Below are 23,910 nucleotides of genomic sequence, written 5' to 3' on the forward strand. Positions count from 1 at the left end.
GGCCACTCAGAGATAGGAAAGAAACAGGCTGTCGAGCAGCCGCGACCAACCGGATACCAGCACGAACAAGAGCAGTTTGAGCGGCAGGGAAATAGTCATCGGCGAGACCATTTGCATGCCCAGCGCCAACAGCAGGTTGGAAACGATCAGGTCGATCACGATAAAGGGGATGTAGATCAGGAAACCGATCTCGAAACCGGCCTGCAATTGCGACAGCACAAAGGCCGGAATCAGCAGGATCAGGTCATCGCGCTGAACCTCCTGGGCCATTTGCGCAGGCCATAGCCGTGCGGTGTTTTCCAGCAAATGCGTGAGCACATCCGCGTCCACATTGCGCAGCATGAATGCACGCAACGGTTTGATCGCCTCCGAGCCTGTCTGGAGAAGGGCGTGCACATTGCTCGTGTCCAGCGGTGCGGTTTTCAAACCTTCGGCGATCTCGTAACCCACCGGCGCCATGATAAACAGCGTGGCCGCCAGCGCGATGCCGTTGATGGCCATGCTCGGCGGCACCTGCTGCACACCGATGGCGTTGCGGGTGATCATCAGCACAATGACGATCTTCAAGAACGCGGTGCACACAATCAGCAGCATGGGCAGTAACGAGAGCGCGCCGAGAAAAACCGCCAGGACAATGGGGTCAAGCCCCTGGATGCTCATCGACTGAAATTCACACGGGAGACCTGCAAGCCCAAGCGCCCATCGACCTCGACCAGTTGCCCCTGGCCAATGAGGCGGTCACCGTAGTAGAGCCCTGCCATACCTGGTGCATAGCCGCCGATACCCAGTACCGAACCGGGAGCGAGATTGCGCAACTCGCCCAGGGTGAGGTTCAAGGTCCCACACCGGACATTGAGCAGCATGCTCAACTCGTCAAACGGCTCGCTGCCGAATACATCCACCACGGGGGTATCGTCTTCCTGATCGGGGTAGTGGGGAACTGCAAAATCCTCGTCCACGGAGGTGTCCTCTAGAGAAGTAACGGTCAGGCACAACGGCCCGGTTTCATCGCCAATACGCCCCAGCAATCGCTGCTTGCCTGCCGATACGTGGCCAGTGCCGTCGGCGCGAAAAAACAGCTGCTCTAGCACCAGCACATCGCCGGCGCGCAGGCCGCGCACTTGCCGCATAGGCAGTGGCACACGGCCCAGGGTCACGGCCAGCGCCAGTTGAAAGGTCGCCGGTAACGGGGCGGCGACAGCACGCCACGCTGCGACGTCGCACAGGGCGAGGAAGCTGTTGGGAGTCAGCCACACATAACCTGTGACTCGGGAAGCGCCCAGGGTCACGCTGAGCCGGCAGCCGAACCCACTGGGGCGTTCGGTTTTCAGCAAGCGCACATAACCCAGCAACGCTCGCACCTGGGGGCTCAGGTGGTGCTGGAACAGTGCCCAGAACCACGAGTCAGGATCATTGCCCACCTTGGACAAGGTCACCGGGCACTCGCCCAGCAGACTCAGCAGTGAGCCGGCCTCAGCAAACGCCAGGACACCCCGTGCCGTCTCGAAGCACAGGGCCTCGCCCTGGCCGGCAAAGTGTCCGGGTTCGAGGCGCAGCTCCCCGCGCTTGGCGGCAACCTGAAACGGCAGGCATAGACCACGCCCCAGGCGACGGCGAGCGGCAACCGTATCGCCCTTGATCAAAGGCAATGTCAAAGACGGCATCATCATGCCGAACCAGAGTTGGACAAATGCAGGTTGACCGCCAGCCCCAGCGCGCCCGTCAACTGCTCCTGGCACTGTTGCCGCACGCCACTGAGCCAGCGCGCGGTGGCGTCGAGCTCGGCGTCCAGCTCAATGTTCCAGGCACCCTGCTCACGGCGCACACTGGCGTTGATCCGGCCCAGGCGCGGCAGGTACAACGTCGCCTGGAGCGGCCATTGCGCTGCGCCCAGCACACGGGGCACCAGTTGTTCGGTGAGTGCCTGCACCAAAGTGGTTGCGGACACCGCCTTCAGGTTGCCCAGGGAAGCACCGTAGCCTCCCCCGCCATCCTCATCGGCAAGCAGTTGGGCAAAGAATCGCCCCTGCTCCCACAGCACCACACTTGTCGCTTGCGGCTCACGCTCGGCCCGTGGCACGCGTGGGCGTTCGGTGGGTTTGGTTGAAACCTGGGTCATGTCTGCTCCTCTGCCAGCAATAGGGCCAACTCCTTTAGTTTTTCCACCTGGCGCAAGCACTCGGTGACGTGTTTCTGCGCAGTGCCAACCAGGCTTTTCTTCTCGTCCTGCTGACCCTGCAATGCCTGTAACTGACCTGCTTCACGCTGGGTGCCGGCGCACAACGAGCGCTCCTTCAGCCCCCAGGATTTCAGCGCCTGGAGGCTAAGCACCTGGCCCTGATGCTCGCTGAGCAACTGCGCACTCTGGCGCACCTCCTCCTGGCGGGTTTGCTCAAGCGCATCCGCGGCCTGGCGGATATGCGCGAGCAGGGTTTGTTCGGCGCGCTTGGCCTCACGCAGGGCACGCTCGGCACGGTCGGCCCGATGCCGGCGCAACCGCCGCAGGGTTTCGATTTCACTCAGTGCGGCGTCAGAATGGGACATGGTTCGTCAGCTCCCGCAGTTGCTCCAGCGTCATCGCCATTGGCGTCGGCTCACGCAAGTCCTGACGCAAAAAACCATCGACCTCCTCGCGGCTCTCCACTGCCAGGTCGGTCAGGGCGTCGCTGCCAGGCTGGTACTCGCCGAGCTTGAGCATCAGTTCAATTTGCTGGTATGCCGACAGCAAGCGACGCAACGCCGTACCCGCGCGGATGTCGTCAGGCTCGGCGACGTTGCTCAAGATCCGCGACAGGCTGGCCAACACGTCCACGGCTGGATAGTGGCCGCGCTCGGCCAGCTTGCGCGACAGCACGATATGACCGTCGAGCAGCGAGCGCACCTCATCGGCCACCGGATCGCTCATGGAGTCCTGCTCGATCAGCACCGTGTAGATCGCAGTGATCACACCCTCGCGTGTCAGCCCGGCTCGCTCCACCAGCCGAGGCAACAGGCTGTACACCGACGGCGGCAAACCACCACGGCCCAGGGGTTCGCCGGCGGCCAGGCCGATTTCACGCTGGGCCCTGGCAAAACGCGTCAGGGAGTCGATCAGCAGCAACACCCGCTGCCCCTTGCGCCGGAAACCTTCGGCCAGGGCCGTGGCGGTAAACGCGGCGCGGGCTCGCTCCATGCTGGAACGATCAGAGGTGGCGCACACCAGTACGGCCTTGGCACGCAGTTGCTCGTCCAGCTCATGGTCAAGAAACTCGCGCAGCTCCCGGCCCCGCTCGCCGATCAGGCCGAACACAATCACATCGCACTCCACGTTACGGGCGATCTCGGCCAGCAAGGTGGTCTTGCCGCAACCGGCCCCCGCGAACAGGCCTACACGCTGGCCTTCACCCAATGTCAGCAAACCGTCGATCGAGCGCACCCCTGTGGCCAGCGCACGGTTGATCCTCGGCCGCTCGGTGGGCAGCGGTGCTTCACACAGCACAGGGCTCGCGTCCTGCGTGTCGGCCTCGACAAACGCATTGGCGCCCTCGCCGGTGATAGGCCGGCCAAAACCGTCCAGCACCTGGCCCAGCAACGCATCACTGACCTGCACCCGATGCGGCACACCAAGGCGCTCCACGCTGGCCCCCACCCGCACGCCTTCGAGGTTGCCCAGGGCACTGAGTACGGCATCCTGCTGATCGAAGCCGATGATCTCGGCGAGCATGAAGTCGCCCGGATTTTTCTCCACCTGGCACAGGTCGCCAATCCGCGCCTGGGGTAATCGGCATTGCAACAACATGCCGTTGACGCGCTGGATGCGGCCGCGCATCGTCACCGGTGCGAAGCTCACCAGCGCTTGTGACTGGCGCTGTTGCCAGGCGTCGAGTCGCCGTTGCAGATCAGCACTCACCAGTGCACCTCGTACCGCTGCTGGCCATCGAAGATCACCTTGCTGTTATCGATCAGCACCAGGCGCAGGCCGTCCAACTCGTCGCCTACAAACAACCGGCCACCGTCCTCCAGAACCACATGGCCATTCGGCCCGCCAATGATCTGCACAATCCTGAACGGCAATGCTCCGTCACTGACGCGTACACGACTGATTACCGGCACGGCGCTGTCGAACAGCTCGCCAAAGCGACCGAGCATGCGCGCTACCAACTCCACATCGTCCTGGGGAACCTCCCCGCTGAGAGTGACCTGGCCATTGATCACCTGCAGGCTGACCCGCTGGCCCAACTCACGCTCGCTGAGCATCTTCAGCAACTGCTGGCGTACTTCAAACGGCGAAGCCAGTTCTTTTTTCTGGAACACCGGGGGTGCCGTGGTGGCCTGGGCTTCACGGTCGTCGGTAGCGGCGATGCCCACCGCCACAATGATCACAGCCGCTACCAACACCAGGCTGAGCAGGCGTTTTTGCTGCGTCGGCGCAATAGACGACAGCTTCAATGCCGGTGGAACCTCGGCGGCCACCGATGGCGGCACAGTGCCCAGTGCCGGTGCCGCCTGAGGCCAGGGCTGATCGGCCAAGGTGACGCACAGCCGAATGGCGCCTATCGAAAACGGTACATTCGGGGCCAGGTTCACGATCTGTGCCAGCACCTGTCCGTCGGCGTCCTGCAACACCCCCGCCTCGGCCTGCACCGACCAAATGGAGTCGTTCAGCCGCAACCGCGCGTGCTGGTCCGCAACCCCAGGATCCTTCAACAGCAGGTCGGCCCCCTCGTGGGCGCCGATGCTCCATTGCTCGCCAAACAGCGGCAACGCAGCGCCCTGATGCAAGCCATCAAGTACACGCAACTCAAACATCAACCAACCCTCCCTGATACAAAACAGGGCGAAGCACTCATGCCACCGCTCCGCGCATAAGCTCATCCTGGCCAACGTCAAAACGCCCCAACACTTTCACCTTGGAAGCACTCCCCAATTCCGCAAAGGACAACACCGGCACATGATTGAACTCCTCCAGCAGCAAGGCGCGCAGGGGGCTGCGCAGGTCTTGCGCCACCAGCATCACGCTTTTGCTTTTGGCACGTACCGTAAAGGCCTGGTTGAGCAGGCTGACCAACGCCGCGCTGTTGTCGTTATCGAGGGCGAAGAACACGCCGGTCTGGGTTTGGCGCAACGCATCGCGCAGGATGTTTTCGGTCTGCGGCGACAGCAGCCAGGCATGCAGGCCATCGGCCTCGCTGTATTGGTGGAAGATCTGGGCCTTGAGGGCGATGCGCGCATAGTCGGCCAGTGCCTCCGGCTCACGTTCATGCTGGCCGTACTCGATCAACGACTCGACGATCAGCCGTACCGCCCGTAACGGCACGCCTTCACTGGCCAGGCGCTGCAACACGGCTGAGAACCGCGAGAGCGGCATGATGCGCTGCAACTCCTGCACCAGCTCCGGCTGGTTGTGCTCCAGCCAGCTGAGGATCGACTTGCTTTCCTGGATCCCCAGAAACTGCGGGCCGCTGAACATCATCGCCTTCTTCATACGCTCGATGATCAACTCCGTGGCACTGAAACGCTCCAACTGCTCGTCCGCCAGCAGCGGATCGTCGGGGGGCAACCAGACCCACTCCTGCTCGTCGCGCTCCGCCAGCCCTGGCAATGCGTGCTCGGGCTCGACCGTCAGCGCCGAGCGCTCAACCGCCACATGGCTGACAACCGACGCCCTGACCATTGGCACTTCATGCACGCAGAAACGCATTTCGTCGTCGGCCAGCGAATCATCAAGTTCCACTTCAAACGGCGGCAGTGTCAGGCCAATGTTGGCAACCAACGAGTTTCGGGCCTGACGTATCCCGTGAATCAAGTCGGTCACCTGCGGTGTTCCACGCAGTACCGGCGAGAACTGCAACAGGTAGGGGCGCGACGGGTCGAACCCGCGCAAGTCTTCCTTGCCGTTCTCTTCCGGGCGAACGGCTTCGGCAGCCTCGGTGGCAGGCTGGGCCTGTCGTTGACGCTTGCGTACGAGGTAATAGCCGAGGCTACCGGTGATCAGCGAGATCAGGATAAAGACCCCGGTAGGCATGCCGGGCACTATCGCAAACGCGAGCATGCCCACCGACGCGATCACCCAACTCTTGGGTTCGCTGGTCATTTGCCGGGCAATTTCCGCGCCCATGTTGCTGACACCCCGGCTTCCATCCGGGGCTACGCGGGTGATGATCATGCCGGCCGTCAGGGAAATCAGCAGCGCCGGAATCTGGGCGATCAAGCCGTCGCCGATGGTCAGCACCGAATACAGCGTCATCGAGTCGGCAGCACTCAAGCCGTGCTGGAACATCCCCGTGGAGAAGCCCCCCAACAGGTTGACCACGACGATGATCAAGCCGGCAATGGCATCGCCCTTGACGAACTTCATGGCGCCATCCATGGCGCCGAACAATTGGCTCTCGCGAGACAACTGCTCGCGCTTGTCCCGGGCTTGGGCGCCGTCAATCAGGCCGGCACGCAGGTCGCTGTCGATGGACATCTGTTTGCCCGGCATCGCATCCAGACTGAAACGCGCCGCCACTTCGGCGACCCGTTCCGAGCCCTTGGTAATCACCAGGAAGTTGACCAGGGTCAGGATCAGGAAGATCACCATCCCCACCGCAAGATTACCGCCCACCACAAAGTTGCCGAAGGCCTCGACGATGTCCCCCGCGTCCTGTTCCAGCAGGATAAGACGCGTCGTTGCAATCGACAGCGCCAGGCGGAACATCGTCGTCAGCAGCAAGATCGACGGGAACGACGAAAACGCCAAGGGCCCCGGCAGGTAAAGCGCCAGCACAATCAACAGGCACGAAATACAGATATTGAGGGCGATCAGGATGTCCACCAGCCACGTGGGCAGCGGCACGATAAAGATGAACACGATGGCCATGACCACCACAGCGCCGAGGACTTCGGCGCGTTGTGCCACCTTGAGCAGCACGGCATTGATGGTCTTCAGTACGCTCACGCCTCCGTCCCCCCATCCACGAAACGTGCGGGCCCGCGCTCAATCTTGGCCAGTTCATCCATCACCGCGACAAAGCAGATCAAGGTCTCCTGGCGTACGCGACTGTCTGGCCATAGCGCCAGGGGCAACTGTTGGACGACGGGGTAAAGGGCGTTGAGCGACACCAGTTGCTGGAAGGACGGCCCTCCCCCCAGCTCATCCCCCAGCCGCAGTATTTCCCCTGCCGCGATACCAGAACCGGCATAACCCAGCAGGCGCTGCAACAGCTCCACGGCGTCATGCTCGATGCTCAGGCGCTGGATCAACGTCTGGCAACCACTCAGCACCCCGGTCAACTGCCCGCAACTCTGCAGGCCCATCAGCAGTGTGCGCAGCATGGCGGTGGGAACGGACGACACATGGGCCGCGATATCATCTGCCAAGGCACCGCGCATCACTTTGAGCCCGTCCGCAAAGCGCTCGCCACCGTACACGCCCAACAGGGCCTGCATCATGGTCGCCAGGGATTGGCGCCTGACCACACTGGCGTAGTACAGCGCACGCAACGCCTGGCGTTCTTGCGGGTCACCGCCGCTGGCCTGCAACGCAATCGCGATATTCAGGCCGGCCTGGATTTCCCGCTTGAAGCGAACCTCCAATTTGGCAACGGCGTCCCGGGCCAGCGCGGCTTCAATCTTGCGCGCTTCGGCTTGCGCCTGGGCTGCCACCTGCTTGAGTACCACGAACGTGCGTGCCGGGTCGTTACCGGTCAGGTCAAGCAAGGTGTCGATGCTGGGCTGCTTCAATAGCTGGAGCCGCACCCGTCGGGCAATGGATGCCAGCGTCGCCTGGGCCGGGTGGCCCAACTGGTCATACAGCTGCGCAAGCCGCTCGGTGGGCGGCACACGCACACCCAGGGAGCGCTGCTGCAACAGCCGATTGTTGAGGTTCACCTCCTCGCTGAAGAGTTGGACAAGCTCATCCGTCGCTCTCACGGATGACGGCGCGACCGGTTGACCAACACTGGGTTGATCCAGGCGCTGGAGTGTTTGCACATCGTGGGAGGATTCGACTTTCATCGGCGGGCCAGAACAGAAAGAGTGTGTCCCTGTGTGGCAAGACCAAGCCATCCGGTTCCATCAAAACCCGCCCCGTTACAACCTGCGAAAAGAACGGCACAAACCCTGGGAGCCGTTTGCAAAAAACTGCACAAAAACGCTCTAATTCAAGATATATACCGATGTAAATCAACACGTTAAACAATTTTTTCCGTTGGCATAGCCAGTGCAAAAGGGGTTCCCGTCGAAACCATTTCGACAGCGCCTACCCTGAGGAAAAAATCATGAGTATCCCTATCGAAGCGTTGGTTCACCTTGTTGGCAGTTCCCCTCAGTTCATGCTTCAACTGACGGACGAACAGCAAAAAAAGCTGCGCCGTTTCATTCATAAACGCGTGCTCAACCCCGAGGATGCGGATGATCTTCTGCAATTGACGTACCTGGAGGCCTGGCGCAACAGGGAGCGCTACAGCGGCCAGGCAACCCTCAGCACCTGGATGTGCGGCATCGCGCAGAACCTGATCCGCAACCACTTCCGGCGCCTGTATGCCAAGCCGGTCCATTGCGAGTTCGATGAAGCGCTGTGGCATGGCCAGGAAGACAGCCGCAACCTGGACTGGGAATTCGAGATCAACCGCCGCCTGGAGAAAACCTTGAGCGCCATCGACCTGCTGCCGCATGAAATGCGTAAAACACTGTACGCATCGCTGGAAACCGATGGCAGCTACCAGGACACCGCCGACGTGCTGGACATCCCGATCGGCACCGTTCGCTCACGCCTGTCGCGGGCACGCGAACAGCTCAAGCGCGTCACCCACAACTCGCCGTACCCGTAAGTCAGACTACGCGTTGGGCGACAGGGATATCTGCCCAACCGGATCACGCCGCAACCGCTCTCGACGAATGCGTCCTCCTGAAAACCGCCGCTGCGCCGCTGAAATCTTCACTGCCGAAACACCCTCGCTCACCGCACCGCTCGTCGCGGTTTAGCCCTATTTCGCTTAAACAGTTGAAAGCGTAGATAAAAATTTAAAATAAACGCTTGACGCATTCCCGTTCTCCGCGAATAATGCGCGCCACTTGGCTACATAGCTCAGTTGGTTAGAGCATAGCATTCATAATGCTGGGGTCCGGGGTTCAAGTCCCTGTGTAGCCACCAAGTACTAAAAACGGCTTACCGAAAGGTAGGCCGTTTTTTTATGCCCGCAGAAAAGTACCAGGACAATAACGCGTCCGCTTGCAACCCACGCAACCGTGCAGATGCGCGCAAAAAAACACGCCATCTGTATTTTGACGCTCCCCTGACCCACTGTTAGTGTCCAGCCTCCCCACACGGAGTGCCCCCCGATGAAACTGGACATCTACCAAGTCGACGCTTTCAGCCAACACACTTTCGGCGGCAACCCGGCGGCCGTCTGCCCGCTGACTGAATGGCTGCCCACCGAGCAGTTGCACAACATCGCCGCCGAGAACAATCTCTCGGAAACCGCGTTTTTTGTGCCGCGTGGCGACACCTACGAACTGCGCTGGTTTACCCCGGAAGTCGAAGTGGACCTGTGCGGCCATGCCACGCTAGCTGCGGCATGGGTGTTGATCAACCAGTTGGCGAATGCCCCCGAAGTGCTGCGCTTTGCCACTCGCAGCGGCGAGCTGCGTGTGACACGCAACGGCGACGAGCTGGCGATGGATTTCCCGGCCAAGCGCCCCGAGCGTTGCGAGCCACCGGCGGGGATGTTGAGCGCACTGGGCATCGAGACCGCCGAGGTATTCGGCACCGATGACTACATCGTGCTGGTGGACGACGAGGCCCAGATCGCCGCGCTGACCCCAGACTTCGCCCGCCTCAAGGGCCTGCCCAAACGCGGCATCGCCGTGACGGCCAAAAGCGCGCGGTTCGATTTTGTCTCGCGCTGGTTCGGGCCGAACGTGGGCGTCAATGAAGACCCGGTCACCGGTTCCGCCCACACCTCGCTGGCACCGTTCTGGGCGGAGCGCCTGGGCAAACAACAATTGACCGCCGAACAAGGCGGCAAGCGCCGTGGCCAGTTGCGCTGCGAGCTTCAGGGCGACCGTGTGATCATCTCCGGCAACGCCGTGCTCTACCTGCAAGGCACGATTTACCTGTAAAAAGCAGTACCCAAAGGACAACAGATCATTCTCAAAATGAACGGAGTTCAGCGCGTGTTTTCGATTTATCGCCGGCCGTTTTCGGTCTTGGCTGCGGCCCTCACCCTGGCCGCCTGCCACAGCCCAGTTACCGAACAACCACCGGCACCGGAGCTGGGCTCGGGCTATCGCAGCGACCTCACGCCGCGGCATGCCGAACGCCACATGGCCGCCGCCGCCAACCCGCTGGCCGCTGCAGCCGGGCGCGAGATGCTGCGCCAAGGCGGTTCGGCGATTGACGCGGCGATTGCGATGCAGGCCGTGTTGACCCTGGTGGAGCCACAGTCGTCGGGCATCGGTGGCGGTGCGTTCATCATGCTGTGGGACGGCCAGAACGTGCACGCCTATGACGGCCGCGAAACCGCACCGGCCGGGGCGACCGAGCGGTTGTTCCTGAGGGCCGACGGCACGCCGATGGGGTTTGCCGAGGCACAGATCGGCGGGCGTTCCGTCGGCACGCCAGGGGTACTGCGTGCCCTGGAAATGGCGCACAACAAGACTGGGCGCCTGCCATGGGCGACGTTGTTCGAGCCGGCGATTCGCCTGTCGCAGCAGGGCTTTGCGATTTCCCCGCGCTTGCATGCGCTGATTGCTGCTGACGGCTACATCCCCCAGTCGCCGGACATGGCAGCGTACTTCTTGAATGCCGATGGCACGCCTAAAGCCACTGGCACGTTGCTGAAAAACCCGGCGCTGGCCGCCGTGTTCCAACGCATCGCCAAGGAAGGGCCAAACGCGCTGTACCACGGGCCGATTGCCGATGAAATCGCACGCAAGGTACAGGGCCACAGCAACGCCGGCAGCCTGTCCGAGGCGGACCTCAAAGACTACAGCGCCAAAGAGCGTGCGCCGCTGTGCACCGACTACAAGCAATGGAAAGTGTGCGGCATGCCACCGCCGTCGTCGGGCGGGATCGCCATCGCGCAAATCCTCGGCACCTTGCAGGCCCTGCAAGCGCGCAACTCGCAACTGGCCATCGCGCCGATGAAACCATTGAAGAGCACCTCGCCTGCCGGCCTGGAACCGACGCCCGAAGCCGTGCACCTGCTCTCCGAAGCCGGCCGCCTGGCCTTCGCCGACCGCGCGCTGTACGTGGCCGATGCCGACTTCGTCCCCGTGCCGCTCGCCGGTCTCGTCGCCCCCGACTACCTGGCCAAGCGCGCCGCCTTGATCGGCGCACGCAGCATGGGCGTTGCCAAGCCCGGCACGCCGGTGGGCATCCAGGTGGCCTACGCGCCGGACCGCTCGCCGCTGCGCATCTCCACTTCGCAAGTGGTCGCGGTGGACGACCAGGGCGGCGCCGTGTCGATGACCACCACAGTCGAAGCGGCGTTCGGCGCCCATGTGATGGTCCAGGGCTTTTTGCTCAACAACCAGATGACCGACTTCTCGTTCATTCCCGAAGAAGACGGCCAGCCGGTGGCCAACCGCGTCGAACCCGGCAAACGCCCGCGCTCGGCCATGGCGCCGACACTGGTGTTCGACCGCAACAGCGGCGAGTTGCTGGCCACCGTCGGCTCGCCGGGCGGCTCACAGATCATCGAGTACGTGAGCAAGTCGCTGGTGGCGATGCTCGACTGGCAACTCGACCCGCAAGCAGCCATCAGCCTGCCCAACTTCGGCAGCCGCAATGGCGCTACCGAACTGGAAGCGGGCCTGTTCAGCCCAGGGTTGAAACAGGCCCTGAAAGACAAGGGCCATGCCCTCAACGAGATCGATATGACCAGTGGCGTGCAGGCCATCGTGCGCACCCGCGATGCCCAGGGCAAAGTGTCCCTGAGCGGCGGCGCGGACCCTCGCCGTGAAGGCGAAGCCCTCGGCGACTGAAACTTTTAGCGATGGAGACAAAGCCGTGCAACAGGCAGACAACCTCGGCGCCCTCGTCGACTGGCAAGCGGATCATCGCCCGGAGGAGGTGAGGACGTTGTTGTATTCGTGGATTGCTCGTACAACCGTCTAGCGAACGCTTTACCTGTGGCGAGGGAGCTTGCTCCCGCTGGACTGCGCAGCAGTCCCAATCTTTTCAAACAAAGAACTGGGGCCGCTTCGCGGCCCATCGGGACGGTGCGACGATTCGACAAGCTCCCTCGCCACAGAGCCAAGCGCCATCAAAATCACCGACTGATCTTCAACCCCTTACGCCCCGCATGCCGCTCCAACGCCAGCTCGATCAACCGGCTCACCAGTTCGCTGTAGCTCATGCCCGCCGCCTGCCACAACTTGGGGTACATGCTGATGCGGGTGAAGCCGGGCAGTGAGTTGATTTCGTTGATCAGCACTTTGCCGTCTTCGGTCAAAAATACATCGACCCGCGCCAGCCCCGCGCAACCCAACACCTCAAACGCCTCGATGGCCAAGCGGCGAATGCGCTCGCTGGCTTCGACGCTGATATCCGCGGGTACCACCACCTGAGCGGCCTGGTCGTCGATGTATTTGCTGTCGTAGGAATAGAAACCGCTGCTCACCACAATCTCGCCACAACCGCTGGCGATGGGGTGGTCGTTGCCCAACACGGCGCATTCGATTTCACGGCCGCTGACGGCGGATTCCACCAGCACTTTTTCATCGAAACCCAGGGCCAGTTCGACGGCGGCGTGGTATTCGGCTTCGTTGCCGACTTTGCTCACACCCACCGACGATCCCTGGTTGGCCGGCTTGACGAACAGCGGCAGGCCGAGCTTGTTCACCGCCGTGTCAAAGCTTGTCTGTGGCGCATTGCGACGGGTCAGGGTGATGAACGGCGTGACGGCAATCCCGGCGTCGCGCAGCAGACGCTTGCTGATGTCCTTGTCCATGCACACCGCCGAGCCGAGCACATCGGAACCGACGAACGGCAGGTCGGCCATGCGCAGCAGGCCTTGCAGGCAACCGTCTTCGCCGAGGGAGCCGTGGACGATGGGGAAGATCACATCGACATGGGCCAGCAGGTCGCCGCCGGAGGTTTCCACCAGTTGCTGGCTGGCCTTGCCCGGCACCACCGCCAGTTCGCGGTTGGATTGGTTGAGGGCGATCAAGGCCGGGTTTTCCTGGTTGATCAGGAAGTTCGAGGTGTCGTTGAGGTGCCAGTGGCCGGCCTTGTCGATACCGATCAGCACCGGCTCGAAGCGCGTGCGGTCGAGGGCATCGACGATATTGCGCGCCGATTGCAGCGAGACTTCGTGTTCAGCCGAACGGCCACCAAAAATAATCCCTACGCGCACCTTGCTCATGACCCTGCCTCACCGTTGAAAGTAAGGCTTCTTACCACGGGCCGTCAGCGATTCGCCACCAGATGTGCACCGAACAGCACATAGCAGCCGCCGGCAAAACGGTCGAGCCACTTGCGCGAACGGCTGTAGAGGTTGGCCATGCGCTCGCTGGAGAACACCAGGGCCACGCTGGAGTACCAACTGAAGGACAAGGTGGCCATGGTCAGCACCGCCAGGGTCAACAGCATCGGCGACGGCGAAGGCGGCATGGTGGACGCGAAGATGGTGGCGACAAACAACGCAGCCTTGGGATTGGACAGGTTGCCCAGCAGCCCCAGGCGCCATGCGGAGAACAGCGAGCGTCGAGGCTCATCCGGCAACAGGTTCTGGCCCATGGCCGGCGCCGAGCGCTTGAACAGTTTCAAACCGAGGTAGATGAGGTAGCAGCCGCCGATAATCTTGAATGCCAGGTACAGCATCGGTGCGGCGGTAAACAGCGACTTGATACCCAGGCCACCCGCCAGCCCCCACAGGATCGTACCGGTGGCCACGCCCGCCGATGCCACCACACCATGGCGGCGCGAGCAACTGGCGGCCAACTGCGCGGTATTGAAAAAATTCGGTCCCGGCGTCACCACTGCCACGGTCCACAGCAGCGCCAGCGAGACCAGGGGCGCCACATAGGCGGGGTTGAGAAAATCCATAGGGGCGACTCCATCAGCGCAAGGCACGAACGGCGATCATAGGCCTCGCCCCTGCCTTGCACAATCGTACAAGACCCCGGCAGACTGGGAGCGCAGACTCGGTTAACGTGTTTCCACCTCACTGTGTGACAAGCCACCATGGGCAATCCCATCTCCCCCCTCGACTGGATGCACCGCGCCCCGCATGCCAGCGGCATGGACCGCATCGAGGCGTACTTTGCCGGCTTCGCGTTCGACCCGCATCGCCATGACACCTACGCCATCGGCCGTACGTTGTTCGGCGTGCAGAGCTTTCATTATCGCGGCTGCATGACCCACAGCCTGCCCGGCACGACCATGGTGATTCACCCTGACGAAACCCACGACGGCCGCGCCAGCAGCGAGGAAGGTTTCCGCTACCGCATGATCTATGTGGAACCGGCGCTGATCCAACAGATCCTAGGCGGCAAGCCGTTGCCGTTCATTCCCTGTGGCCATACCACCGACCCGCGCCTGTTCCGCGCCAGCGAAGTGCTGCTGCAAAGCCTGGACTGCCCGATCGACCCGCTACAGGAACAGGACGCCATGTACGACGTGGCACAAGCCCTGAGTGATGCGTCCGGTGTGATCACCAGCCGCAAGAGCTTCGACTACATCGCCGCCGAACGCGCGCGGGAATTTATCCACAGCGCCCTGGGCCGCAGCATCACCCTGGACGAAATGGCCGAACACGCCGGCCGTGACCGCTGGGCGTTGTCGCGGGATTTCCGCTTGTTGTTCGGCACCAGCCCCTACCGCTACCTGACCATGCGCCGGCTGGACCTGGTGCGCAGCCTGCTGGCCCAGGGCCAATCGCTGGTGAATGCGGCGATGACGGCCGGGTTCACCGACCAGAGCCATATGACCCGGCAGTTTCGCAGCACCTATGGCATGCCGCCGTCGCGTTGGGTGAAGATGCTGGGGCGCTAAAAAGCCTGGATTGGAATACAGCCAATGTGGGAGCTGGCTTGCCTGCGATGGCTGAGTGTCAGTCACTGGATACTTGGCTGATACACCGCTATCGCAGGCAAGCCAGCTCCCACATTGATACTTAGGTTGTCTCAAAAGTTGAGTTCGACTTAATACTGCTTTCCCTCAGCCCAACCGCCACCACCGCCCCCACCAGCGCAATCCCCGCACTCCACCACAACGCCCATTCAATCCCACCAGCATTCGCCACCGACACCAACACCGCCAACCCCAGCGCCCCACCGATCTGCTGGCTGGTGGACGCCATCCCCGCCGCCACCCCCTGCTCGCCCGGGCGGATACCCAAGCCGGCCGCCACCCACATCGCCGTCCACGTCATGCCCTGGCCGATGCTCAAGATAAAAATCCCCGGCAGCAGCGACCAGAATCCCACGCCCGTCGGTAACGCCCAGCACACCAGCGCGATGCCCACGGCCCCCGCCAATTGCCCGCTGACCAGGGTATTGCGCAGCCCGATCCTGGCCAGCGAACGCTCCGCCAACCAGATGCCGAACGTACACACCAAGGTCGCCGGCAAAAACGCCAGGCCCGCCTGCAACACGCTGTAGCCGTAGACCTGCTGGTAATACAGCGCCAGAAAGTAGTACTGCACGCCAAAGCTGCTCATGAACACCGCCGTCAGCACCATGGCCATGCGCAGTTCGCGGTAGGCCAGCAGCCGCAGCGGCATCAACGGGTCGCGGCCACGGTGTTCGATCCAGGCGAACAGCCCCAGCAGTGCCACCGCCAGGGCGATGCAGCCGAGGGTCGACGGCGCCGTCCAGCCCCATTCCGGGCCTTGCACCAGGGCAAACACCAGCAAGGTGCCGCCGACGGTCACCGTCAGCGCGCCACTGATATCGAAGTTGCGCCCACGGGCCCGCGCGCCGTCGGCAGGAATCCAGTAACGCGCCGCCCAGGCGCAGCCCCCGGCCAGCGGCACGTTCACCAGGAACACCGCCTCCCAGCCCCACACCTGGGTCAACACGCCGCCCAGCAAGGCGCCGAGTGCCAGCCCCGCCGCCGACGCCGCGCTCCACACCGCAAACGCACGGTTGCGCTCAGGCCCTTCGGCGTAATGGGTGTTGATCAACGCCAAGGTCGCCGGAAACAACAGCGCCCCGCCCACGCCCTGCACCGCCCGCGCCAGCACCAGCAGCATCGCGCTACCACCCAGTACGGCGGCCAGGGACGCCAACGCATACAGCGCCTGCCCCGTCCGGTACAAGCGGCGCTTGCCGAGCAAATCCGTGGCCCGCCCGCCCAACAGCAGGAAGCCGCCGAACGCCACGCTGTAGGCGCTGACCACCCACTGCAATTGCTGGGCGGAAAAGTCCAGGTGCGTGCCAATCTGCGGCAAGGCGACAAACACGATGGTGGCGTCGAGGGCGATGATAAGTTGGGCGGTGGCCAACAGCATCAGCATCCAGCCAGAGGGTCGAGAGGGAGACATCACAGCGTCCTGTCCAAAAAATGAGGTGCAGGCAGTGTGTTTTATGCGTGATAGATGATAAATAGCGCGATCACTCTTTCAGTAATGACTTTATTCATGGATCTGAACGCTGTTCGCCTGCTGGTCCGCGTGGCCGAAACCCGCAGTTTCACCCGCGCCGCCGGCGACCTGGGGCTGACTCAATCCGGGCTCTCACGGGCCATCTCACGCCTGGAGAACGAGCTGGGCGTGCGCCTGCTGCAACGCAACACCCGCAGCGTCAGCCTCACGCCCGACGGGCAGTTGTTGTACGAGCGCAGTGCGCCGTTGCTGGCCGAATTGGCCGAAGCCGAGAAGCTGATGCTCGACCGCCGTGGCAGCCCGTCGGGCCTGTTGAAGATCAGCACGCCGTCGCTGTTCGGGCGCAAGGTGGTGATGCCGGTGATCGGCGAGCTGACCCTGCGTTATCCCGAACTGCGCATCGAAGCGGTGATGACCGACCGCCTGGTGGACATCGTCGATGAAGGCTTCGATGCCTTGCTGCGTACCGGCGAGATCCAGGACCAACGCCTGATCGCCCGCGCCCTGGCGCCGTTGCGCTGGGTCACGGTCGCCGCGCCCGCCTACCTTGCGCGTTTCGGCACACCGCAAAGGGTCGATGAGCTCAAGGACCACCACTGCCTCACCGTGCGCAATCTGCGCAGCGGACGCATGGTGGACTGGCAGTTCATGCTCAATGGCAAGGTGCAGGACGTGAGCGTCGAAGGGCGGCTGATCTTTGATATCGGCGACGCGCTGGTAGACGGCGCCGTGGGCGGTTTTGGCATTGCCCAGGTGATGGACTTTGCCGTGCGCGACGATCTCGCCGCCGGGCGCCTGGTGCCGGTGCTGGAGGATTTCGCCGGGCGTAGTCGGGCGATCTCGTTGGTGTACCCGCCGTCGCGGCAGTATTCGCCGAAGTTGGTGGCGTTTGCCGAGGCGTTGGCAAACGCGCGCTGGTAGGGCTTAGAGCTGGCGCCCGGTAATCGGCTCGCCGATCGTCAGGAAGTTACCGCCCGCGATGTGATGCAAGGTGCGCAGTGAATCGTGGCCTTCGAAGTGCCAATGACCTTCGCTGAACACGCGCTCGTCGGCATACGCCGCGACCACTTCGCCGAGGAACAAGTCGTAGGCTTCCTGATTGTGCGGCTCGGGCAGCAAGCGGCATTCCAGCCAGGCCACGCAACCTTCCAGCAGCGGTGCATCGGTGTGTTCGCCGTTGAACACCTGTAGGCCGTAAGCGGCGAATTTGTCAGTCTCGCTGCCGGAGGTATTGCCGACGGTCTGGACGAGATCGGCCTGGGCCACGCAAGGCACTTGCAGCACGAAGGTGCCACTGCCTTCCAGCAACTGGCGGGTCCAGGTCGACTTGTCCAACACCACGGCGACCTTCGGCGGTTCGAAGTCCAGCGGCATCGCCCAGGCGGCCGCCATGATATTGCGCTGGCCGTTATGGGCCGCGCTGACCAGCACGGTCGGGCCGTGATTGAGCAAGCGGTAGGCTTTGGACAGCGGAACGGGGCGACGGTGTGTAGGGCTCATGGACGGTCGGCTCTTCAAGCAGGAAAGCGCCTACGATACCTGAGCCCTACGCTCAGCTCGACAGTTGGTTGGCGAACTGTCCCACAGCGCTGACCACCTTCTGCGCACCGTCCTGGATCTCGACAATCACCGAGCCCGCTTCCGCCGCCAGGGCCAGGCCTTGCTCGGCTTGCAGGCGACCATCGGTCATCAGCGCCACCGCCTCACGGGCCATGTCCTGGTTCTGACGCACCACGCCGACAATTTCCTCGGTGGCCTTGCTGGTGCGCGAGGCCAATTGACGCACTTCATCGGCTACCACCGCAAAACCACGACCTTGCTCGCCGGCGCGTGCCGCTTCGATGGCGGCGTTGAGCGCCAGCAAGTTGGTCTGCTCGGCGATGCCGCTGATGGTCTTGACGATGCTGCCAATCACCTGGGACTGGGCATTCAACGCCTCGATGCCTTCGCCGGCCTGCTGCATGTGCTGGGCCAGGTCGCGCATCACGTCCACCGCCTGGGTCACCACCGTGGTGCCGCGCTGGGCGCTGTTGTCGGTTTGCAACGAAGTGCTGTAGGCGATGTTGGCGGCGTCGGAAACCGCTTGTTCCTGATTGACCTGATCGGTAATCACCGTGGCGAACTTCACCACTTTGTACAGGCGATCCGTCGCGTCCAGCACCGGGTTGTAGGTTGCTTCCAGCCACACCGTGCGACCGTGGCTGTCGACGCGCTTGAAGCGCGCCGCGACAAACTCGCCGTTGTTCAGGCGTTTCCAGAAGTTCTGGTACTCGGCGCTGTTGTACTCCTCCGGTTCGCAGAACATGCGGTGATGCTTGCCCTTGATCTGCGCCAGGCTGTAACCCATGCCGCCGAGGAAACGATCGTTCGCGGTGAGCACGTGCCCGCCCAGGTCGAACTCGATCACTGCGGTGGAGCGCACCAGCGCGGTGATCAGGTTTTCATGCTCGCGCGACGCTTCGATGGTGCGGGTCAGGTCGCTGGAGAAGATGGAGAAATGCTTGATCCGCCCATCGGAGCTGCGCACCGGCTGCACGATCGAGCGCAGCCACGCTTCCTCGCCATTGCCACGCAGCAGGCGCACGGTGCCGGCGAAGTGCTCACCCCGCGTCAGCGCATTGTTGAAGCGCTGCTGGAATTCATCATGCTTCACATGCGCCGGCGCCAGGTCGCCAATGGCCCGGCCTTGCAGCTGGCCGCTCTGGTAGGCCATTTCCTTGAGGAAGTTGCCGTTGGCCCAGTCGATACGCCCCTGGGGGTCCAGCGTCAGGCACAACATCTCGCTTTCCAGGCTCTCCTTGACCTGCTGCAAGCTGGACAGTTCTTCGCGAAGAGCGGACAGCTCCTGCTTCAAGCGGGTGTTGAACATGGGGCACCGATGGTCAAATGGAGAGAAAGATCTGACCTGCATCGGCTCTGCCGAGCTTTTCTGAAGAGTCCTTTAGGCCAAGGCCCAACTATATTTTTGGATCCATCAGCCGCCATTGTTTCGGCACAGCCCCATCACTTGATACTCAATGGTGTTGAGCTTGCCGGTGGAGTCTTCATAGGTCATGCGCGAAGGCACGGCATTACAGCTGCGAATCGGTGGCGTCACGCTGACCACCTTGGCGATATCCAGCGGCATGCCATAGCGATACGCCTGCACCTCGGGCGCGGGCTTGCCATTGCGGGCGGCGTAATCGGCCATGACCTTTTCATTGCGTTCCATCATCAAGGCAAAGGTTCGGTCGCCGCCGCCTTCGGCCAAAGCACCGAACGACAAGACGGCCGCCAATACACCCAGGCCAAGTTTATAAACGTTCATCACAAGTTCCTCGCTTCAAAGTTGAGTGCCCAGCGTAACGAGCGAACCCTGACGCAATGTTCACCAAAACATTACTTATTTGTTAGGTAACCGTGAGATTCCAAAATTGTAATGTGCGGGCCACTTCGCTGTTATCTGGCATTTGCAACTATCAGCCCGGGCCACATCAATAAGAACGCCCACCTCATATAAGAAGCTGATCACTGCCAATACCGAGGAGCGCAATATGCACAGTACTTACTACACCCTTCCCTTTTCATTGATTGCCGCGCTGCCCCTGGCCGCCGTGGCCGTGGAAGACCAGCCCGAAGGTTTTATCGAAGGCAGCAGCGTGAACGTGCTGGCACGCAATTTCTACTTCAACCGCGATGACCGCAAGGGCCAGTCCAGCCCCACCGGCAATGGCTACTCCGAAGCCTGGGCGCAGGGTTTCATTGGCAAGTTCGAATCCGGTTTTACCCAAGGCACGGTCGGTTTTGGCCTGGACGCGTTTGCCATGTACGGCCTCAAGCTCGACTCGGGCACCGGCCGCAGCGGCGGCAAGGGCTCGTTTGGCGTGCTGCCGGTGGACAGCGACAACCATCCAGAGTCCAGCTACAGCAAATTCGGCGGCGCCGCAAAACTGCGCGTGCTGGACACCGTAATCAAGGCCGGCGACGTGTTCCCGCTCACACCGGTGGTGGCGTACGGCGACTCGCGACTGTTGCCGGAAAGCTTTCGTGGCGTGACCGCGCAAAACACCAGCCTGGAGGGCCTGAGCCTGCAAGGCGGACGCCTCAGCGGCATGAGCCAGCCCACCGAAAGCGGCATGGACAAAGGCTTTTCGACGTTCTACGCAGGCAAGGTCGACTCACCGTGGATCGGCTATTTCGGCGGTGATTACCAACTCAACAAACACCTGAGCCTGAGCCTGTACAGCAGCCGCTTGAAGGACGCCTGGGACCAGTACTACTTCGGCAGTGCCGCCAACTACCCGTTGAGTAATGAGGTTTCACTGTTCGGCGACTTCAACTATTACAAGGCGATGGATGAGGGCAAGAAACGCCTGGGTGAGTTCGACAACAGCATCTGGAGCGCCAGGCTCGGCGTGAAGATTGGCGCCCACAGCCTGGCCGTGTCGCACCAGCGCAACAACGGGGATGACGACTTCGATTACCTGCGCCAGTCGGACTCGATCTTCCTCAACAACTCGATCCAGTACAGCGACTTCAACTCCCCCAAGGAGCGTTCGTGGATGGTGCGCTACGACCTGGACATGCAGCCGTTCGGCATTCCCGGCCTGTCGTTCATGACACGCTACGGCAAAGGCAGCGGTGCCGACTACAGCAACGCCAACGCGGTGTACATGCGCCGCGATGCGGCAGGCGACCCGCTCACCGATCAACGCCGCTGGGAGCGCGACATCGAAGCCAAGTACGTGGTGCAAAGTGGCAAACTGAAAGACCTGTCACTGCGCTTGCGCCAGGCCACCGTGCGCTCCAGTGCATTCGAGTCGGACCTGGAAGAAGTACGCCTGATCGCCGAATACCCGCTGGCGATTCTCTGAGTCATTACATTCGTTCGCGCTTGACTTACATCTGTTCACAACTAGCCAGTTATCAAAACTGTAATATTGGCCTCACCTTCCCGTTAAGTTGAACTTTATAGACTGGCTTCAACTTGCAACACCGAGCACATTCATCTCTGAAGCTTTTGTGTAGCTCCTTTGGAAAGAGATGGATTTTTTAACGCCCCATTGGGGCGTTTTTTTTGCGTGCTTTCTTAGTTGCGACAGAACGTCGCAGTTGACCCTGAAGTCACTTCACCCTTCAGAATTTTCCTACTCCCCCAGCAGTACCCTCCATAAGGAAATGGACCCCCTTCTCTTTTCGGAAAAAGGTAAACCCCCATGCGTATCCTTGTGGTTGAGGACGAGCAAAAAACCGCCGCCTATTTGCAGCAAGGCCTGACTGAAAGTGGCTACGTGGTCGATTGCGCCGCCAACGGTATCGACGGCCTGCACCTGGCCGCGCAACACGCTTATGAATTGGTGATTCTCGACGTCAACCTGCCGGGCAAGGACGGCTGGGAAGTGCTCGAACAACTGCGCCGCAACGGCGGCCAGCGGGTGATGATGCTCACCGCCCGTGGCCGTCTGGACGACAAGATCAAGGGCCTGGACATGGGCGCCGATGATTACCTGGTCAAGCCCTTCGAGTTTCCCGAATTGCTCGCGCGGGTGCGTACGTTATTGCGGCGCAGTGAACATATCCCACAGCCAGAAGTGTTCTGCGTGTCAGACCTGGAACTCGACCCGCGCCGCCATCGCGCCTATCGCGGCACCCGGCGTATCGACCTGACCACCAAGGAGTTCGCCCTGCTCCAGGTGCTGATGCGCCAGACCGGCGAAGTGATGACCCGCACGCAGATCATTTCCCTGGTGTGGGACATGAATTTCGACTGCGACACCAACGTGGTGGAAGTCTCCATCAGCCGCCTGCGGGCCAAGGTGGATGACCAGAGCGAGGTCAAGTTGATCCACACCATTCGCGGCGTCGGCTACGTGCTGGAAGCGCGGCCATGAAGACCGGCAGCCTGTCGATGCGCCTGGGCCTGACGGTCAGCCTGATGGGCGCCGGCCTGGTGCTGCTGCTGGCCAGCCTGGCTTACCTGGCGCTGACCCATGAGCTGGAAAAACTCGCGCGCAAGGGTCTGGAAAGCAAGATGGAACAGATCCAGCACAGCCTCGCCCAGGGCCTGGACGCTCGCGACATCCGCGCGCGCCCGCACTCGCTGCTGGACCTGGTGATCGGCCACGACAACTTCTACCTGACCATCGTCGGCACCGCCCCCGATGAGCGTGTGCTGCTCAGCGTCGGCGCCAAGCCCCAGGTGCCGCTGCTCACCGACTACCCGCACCGGGAAACCCTCGGCTACCTCAACTGGGAAGACAGCGACGGCAACCAGGTGCTCAGCGCGTCCAGCCTGATGCGCCTGGCCAGTGGCGAGCGTGTGCGCGTGGTGCTGTCCCTGGACCGCATGGACGACCAGGCCCTGCTCAGCGCCTACCTGCGCGCCACGGTCGTGGCGTTGCCCTTGCTGTTGCTGTTGATCGGCATGGGCGCCTGGTGGTTGGTGCAGCGCGGGTTGGCACCGTTGCAACAGTTCAGCCACGTCGCTGCCCAAGTCACCACCCAGGACCTGACCCATCGCTTGGCCCTGGACAACCTGCCCCAGGAACTGCGGGAATTGGCCCAAGGCTTCAACGTGATGCTCAATCGGCTGGACGCGGGGGTGCAGCAGTTGTCGCAGTTTTCCGATGATTTGGCCCACGAAATGCGCGCGCCGCTAACCAACCTGATGGGCAAGGCCCAGGTCACGCTATCGCGCCAGCGGCCGCCAGGGGAATACAAGGCCGTGCTGGAATCCAGCACTGAAGAGCTGGAGCGGTTGTCACGCATCGTGTCCGACATGCTGTTTTTGGCCCAGGTCAGTCACCCGGCAGCGCGCGCGTCGTTTGCGGCGGTGTCGTTGACTGATGAGGCACGCCGGGTGATGGAGCTGTTTGCGCTGAGTGCCGAAGACAAGCAACTGAACATGACGTTGAGCGGCGATGCCCAGGTTCATGGCGATCGCCTGATGATCCAGCGCGCCCTCTCCAACCTGCTGTCCAACGCGATCCGCCACAGCCCACAAGGTGGGCATATTTCGCTGCTGGTGGAGACGTATGCGCAGCAGGTGTCGATCTCCGTCAGCAACCCCGGCGCAGGCATTAACGCCCGGCACCTGCCGCATCTGTTCGAACGCTTCTACCGCGCCGACAACAGCCGCGCCCGCACCGAAGGCGGCACCGGCCTGGGGCTGGCCATCGTGAAGTCGATCATGACCCTGCATCAGGGGCAGGCCGAAGTGCGCAGCCCGCCGGGTGGCATTACCTCGTTTCGGTTGGTGTTTCCCCTGGGGCCGATTGGTTAAGTTGCGATGGTGGTGGGTCTGGCAACCGGGATGTCGCCTGTACCGCCGTCATCGCAGGCAAGCCAGCTCCCACAGTTGAGCGGGTTCACAAATCAAAATGTGGGAGTTGTCGAGCGTTAGCGAGGCTACGAAGGC

The 23,910-nt window shown here is 62.2% G+C and carries 22 protein-coding genes and 1 tRNA gene; 9 read left to right on the plus strand and 14 right to left on the minus strand.

The window, feature by feature from the left end:
• Positions 1-6 precede the first annotated feature (6 nt).
• The 8 genes from sctR to sctW are packed head-to-tail and all read right to left on the minus strand — an operon-like array spanning position 7 to position 7,977.
• Positions 7-660 (minus strand): type III secretion system export apparatus subunit SctR, encoded by a 654-nt coding sequence (gene sctR, locus J1G37_RS03270; protein WP_207040162.1) that lies wholly within the window; start codon positions 658-660, stop codon positions 7-9.
• Positions 657-1,670 (minus strand): FliM/FliN family flagellar motor switch protein, encoded by a 1,014-nt coding sequence (locus J1G37_RS03275; RefSeq protein ID WP_207040163.1) that lies wholly within the window; start codon positions 1,668-1,670, stop codon positions 657-659. The genes sctR and J1G37_RS03275 overlap by 4 nt, the downstream gene beginning before the upstream one ends.
• Positions 1,667-2,119, minus strand: coding sequence for a type III secretion system HrpP C-terminal domain-containing protein (locus J1G37_RS03280; RefSeq protein WP_207040164.1), 453 nt, complete (start codon positions 2,117-2,119; stop codon positions 1,667-1,669). The genes J1G37_RS03275 and J1G37_RS03280 overlap by 4 nt, the downstream gene beginning before the upstream one ends.
• Positions 2,116-2,544, minus strand: coding sequence for a YscO family type III secretion system apparatus protein (locus tag J1G37_RS03285; protein ID WP_207040165.1), 429 nt, complete (start codon positions 2,542-2,544; stop codon positions 2,116-2,118). Before J1G37_RS03285 ends, J1G37_RS03280 begins: the two co-directional genes overlap by 4 nt.
• Positions 2,531-3,889 carry a FliI/YscN family ATPase gene (locus J1G37_RS03290; RefSeq protein ID WP_347402332.1) on the minus strand — a complete coding sequence of 453 codons (1,359 nt, stop codon included), beginning with the start codon at positions 3,887-3,889 and terminating at the stop codon, positions 2,531-2,533. Before J1G37_RS03290 ends, J1G37_RS03285 begins: the two co-directional genes overlap by 14 nt.
• Positions 3,886-4,788 carry an FHA domain-containing protein gene (locus tag J1G37_RS03295; RefSeq protein WP_207040166.1) on the minus strand — a complete coding sequence of 301 codons (903 nt, stop codon included), beginning with the start codon at positions 4,786-4,788 and terminating at the stop codon, positions 3,886-3,888. The genes J1G37_RS03290 and J1G37_RS03295 overlap by 4 nt, the downstream gene beginning before the upstream one ends.
• 37 nt (positions 4,789-4,825) lie before the next feature.
• Positions 4,826-6,919, minus strand: a complete 2,094-nt coding sequence (gene sctV / locus J1G37_RS03300; protein ID WP_207040167.1) for a type III secretion system export apparatus subunit SctV — start codon at positions 6,917-6,919, stop codon at positions 4,826-4,828.
• On the minus strand, positions 6,916-7,977 hold the full coding sequence (gene sctW / locus J1G37_RS03305) for a type III secretion system gatekeeper subunit SctW (protein ID WP_207040168.1): 1,062 nt from the start codon (positions 7,975-7,977) through the stop codon (positions 6,916-6,918). Before sctW ends, sctV begins: the two co-directional genes overlap by 4 nt.
• 263 nt (positions 7,978-8,240) lie before the next feature.
• On the opposite strand from sctW, the gene J1G37_RS03310 reads away from it, so the two are divergent.
• The 4 genes from J1G37_RS03310 (at position 8,241) to ggt (ending at position 11,949) form a co-directional block, all read left to right on the plus strand.
• Positions 8,241-8,792, plus strand: a complete 552-nt coding sequence (locus tag J1G37_RS03310; RefSeq protein WP_207040169.1) for an RNA polymerase sigma factor — start codon at positions 8,241-8,243, stop codon at positions 8,790-8,792.
• 246 nt (positions 8,793-9,038) lie between these two features.
• A tRNA-Met gene (locus J1G37_RS03315) sits at positions 9,039-9,115 on the plus strand.
• Between the two features lie 188 nt (positions 9,116-9,303).
• Positions 9,304-10,083, plus strand: a complete 780-nt coding sequence (locus tag J1G37_RS03320; protein WP_207040170.1) for a PhzF family phenazine biosynthesis protein — start codon at positions 9,304-9,306, stop codon at positions 10,081-10,083.
• A 36-nt stretch (positions 10,084-10,119) separates the two neighbouring features.
• Positions 10,120-11,949 (plus strand): gamma-glutamyltransferase, encoded by a 1,830-nt coding sequence (gene ggt / locus J1G37_RS03325; protein WP_207040171.1) that lies wholly within the window; start codon positions 10,120-10,122, stop codon positions 11,947-11,949.
• A 287-nt stretch (positions 11,950-12,236) separates the two neighbouring features.
• Here ggt and ddlA read toward each other — a convergent pair whose 3' ends face one another.
• Both ddlA and J1G37_RS03335 read right to left on the minus strand, forming a co-directional pair.
• Positions 12,237-13,331, minus strand: coding sequence for a D-alanine--D-alanine ligase (ddlA, locus tag J1G37_RS03330; protein ID WP_207040172.1), 1,095 nt, complete (start codon positions 13,329-13,331; stop codon positions 12,237-12,239).
• Positions 13,332-13,375: 44 nt separating this feature from the next.
• A complete protein-coding gene (locus J1G37_RS03335; RefSeq protein ID WP_207040173.1) occupies positions 13,376-14,014 on the minus strand; it encodes a LysE family transporter in 639 nt (212 codons plus the stop codon).
• A 138-nt stretch (positions 14,015-14,152) separates the two neighbouring features.
• Here J1G37_RS03335 and J1G37_RS03340 point away from each other — a divergent pair, with 138 nt between their 5' ends.
• Entirely contained in the window at positions 14,153-14,962 is an 810-nt protein-coding gene (locus J1G37_RS03340) for an AraC family transcriptional regulator (protein WP_207040174.1), read from the plus strand.
• 121 nt (positions 14,963-15,083) lie between these two features.
• Here J1G37_RS03340 and J1G37_RS03345 read toward each other — a convergent pair whose 3' ends face one another.
• Complete coding sequence (locus tag J1G37_RS03345; RefSeq protein WP_207040214.1) at positions 15,084-16,427, minus strand: MFS transporter; 1,344 nt, start codon at positions 16,425-16,427, stop codon at positions 15,084-15,086.
• Between the two features lie 123 nt (positions 16,428-16,550).
• On the opposite strand from J1G37_RS03345, the gene J1G37_RS03350 reads away from it, so the two are divergent.
• Positions 16,551-17,435: a LysR family transcriptional regulator gene (locus tag J1G37_RS03350; protein ID WP_207040175.1), complete on the plus strand. Its 885-nt coding sequence runs from the start codon at positions 16,551-16,553 to the stop codon at positions 17,433-17,435.
• Between the two features lie 3 nt (positions 17,436-17,438).
• Here the strand turns inward: J1G37_RS03350 and J1G37_RS03355 are convergent, their stop codons facing one another.
• The 3 genes from J1G37_RS03355 to J1G37_RS03365 all read right to left on the minus strand — a co-directional run bounded on the left by J1G37_RS03355 (position 17,439) and on the right by J1G37_RS03365 (position 19,821).
• Entirely contained in the window at positions 17,439-18,014 is a 576-nt protein-coding gene (locus J1G37_RS03355; RefSeq protein ID WP_207040176.1) for a flavin reductase family protein, read from the minus strand.
• 52 nt (positions 18,015-18,066) lie between these two features.
• The gene (locus tag J1G37_RS03360; protein WP_207040177.1) at positions 18,067-19,383 is read right to left on the minus strand and encodes a PAS domain-containing methyl-accepting chemotaxis protein; all 1,317 of its coding nucleotides are present in this window, start codon (positions 19,381-19,383) and stop codon (positions 18,067-18,069) included.
• A 105-nt stretch (positions 19,384-19,488) separates the two neighbouring features.
• A complete protein-coding gene (locus J1G37_RS03365) occupies positions 19,489-19,821 on the minus strand; it encodes a DUF2790 domain-containing protein (RefSeq protein ID WP_207040178.1) in 333 nt (110 codons plus the stop codon).
• Positions 19,822-20,047: 226 nt separating this feature from the next.
• Here J1G37_RS03365 and J1G37_RS03370 point away from each other — a divergent pair, with 226 nt between their 5' ends.
• From J1G37_RS03370 to J1G37_RS03380, 3 genes are all read left to right on the plus strand, one after another.
• Positions 20,048-21,367: an OprD family porin gene (locus J1G37_RS03370; RefSeq protein ID WP_207040179.1), complete on the plus strand. Its 1,320-nt coding sequence runs from the start codon at positions 20,048-20,050 to the stop codon at positions 21,365-21,367.
• A 342-nt stretch (positions 21,368-21,709) separates the two neighbouring features.
• Positions 21,710-22,384 carry a heavy metal response regulator transcription factor gene (locus tag J1G37_RS03375; RefSeq protein ID WP_207040180.1) on the plus strand — a complete coding sequence of 225 codons (675 nt, stop codon included), beginning with the start codon at positions 21,710-21,712 and terminating at the stop codon, positions 22,382-22,384.
• Positions 22,381-23,775 (plus strand): heavy metal sensor histidine kinase, encoded by a 1,395-nt coding sequence (locus J1G37_RS03380; RefSeq protein ID WP_207040181.1) that lies wholly within the window; start codon positions 22,381-22,383, stop codon positions 23,773-23,775. Before J1G37_RS03375 ends, J1G37_RS03380 begins: the two co-directional genes overlap by 4 nt.
• Positions 23,776-23,910: the final 135 nt, after the last annotated feature.

The sequence above is a fragment of the Pseudomonas sp. Marseille-Q1929 genome (genome assembly GCF_017316265.1).
GTDB lineage: Bacteria > Pseudomonadota > Gammaproteobacteria > Pseudomonadales > Pseudomonadaceae > Aquipseudomonas.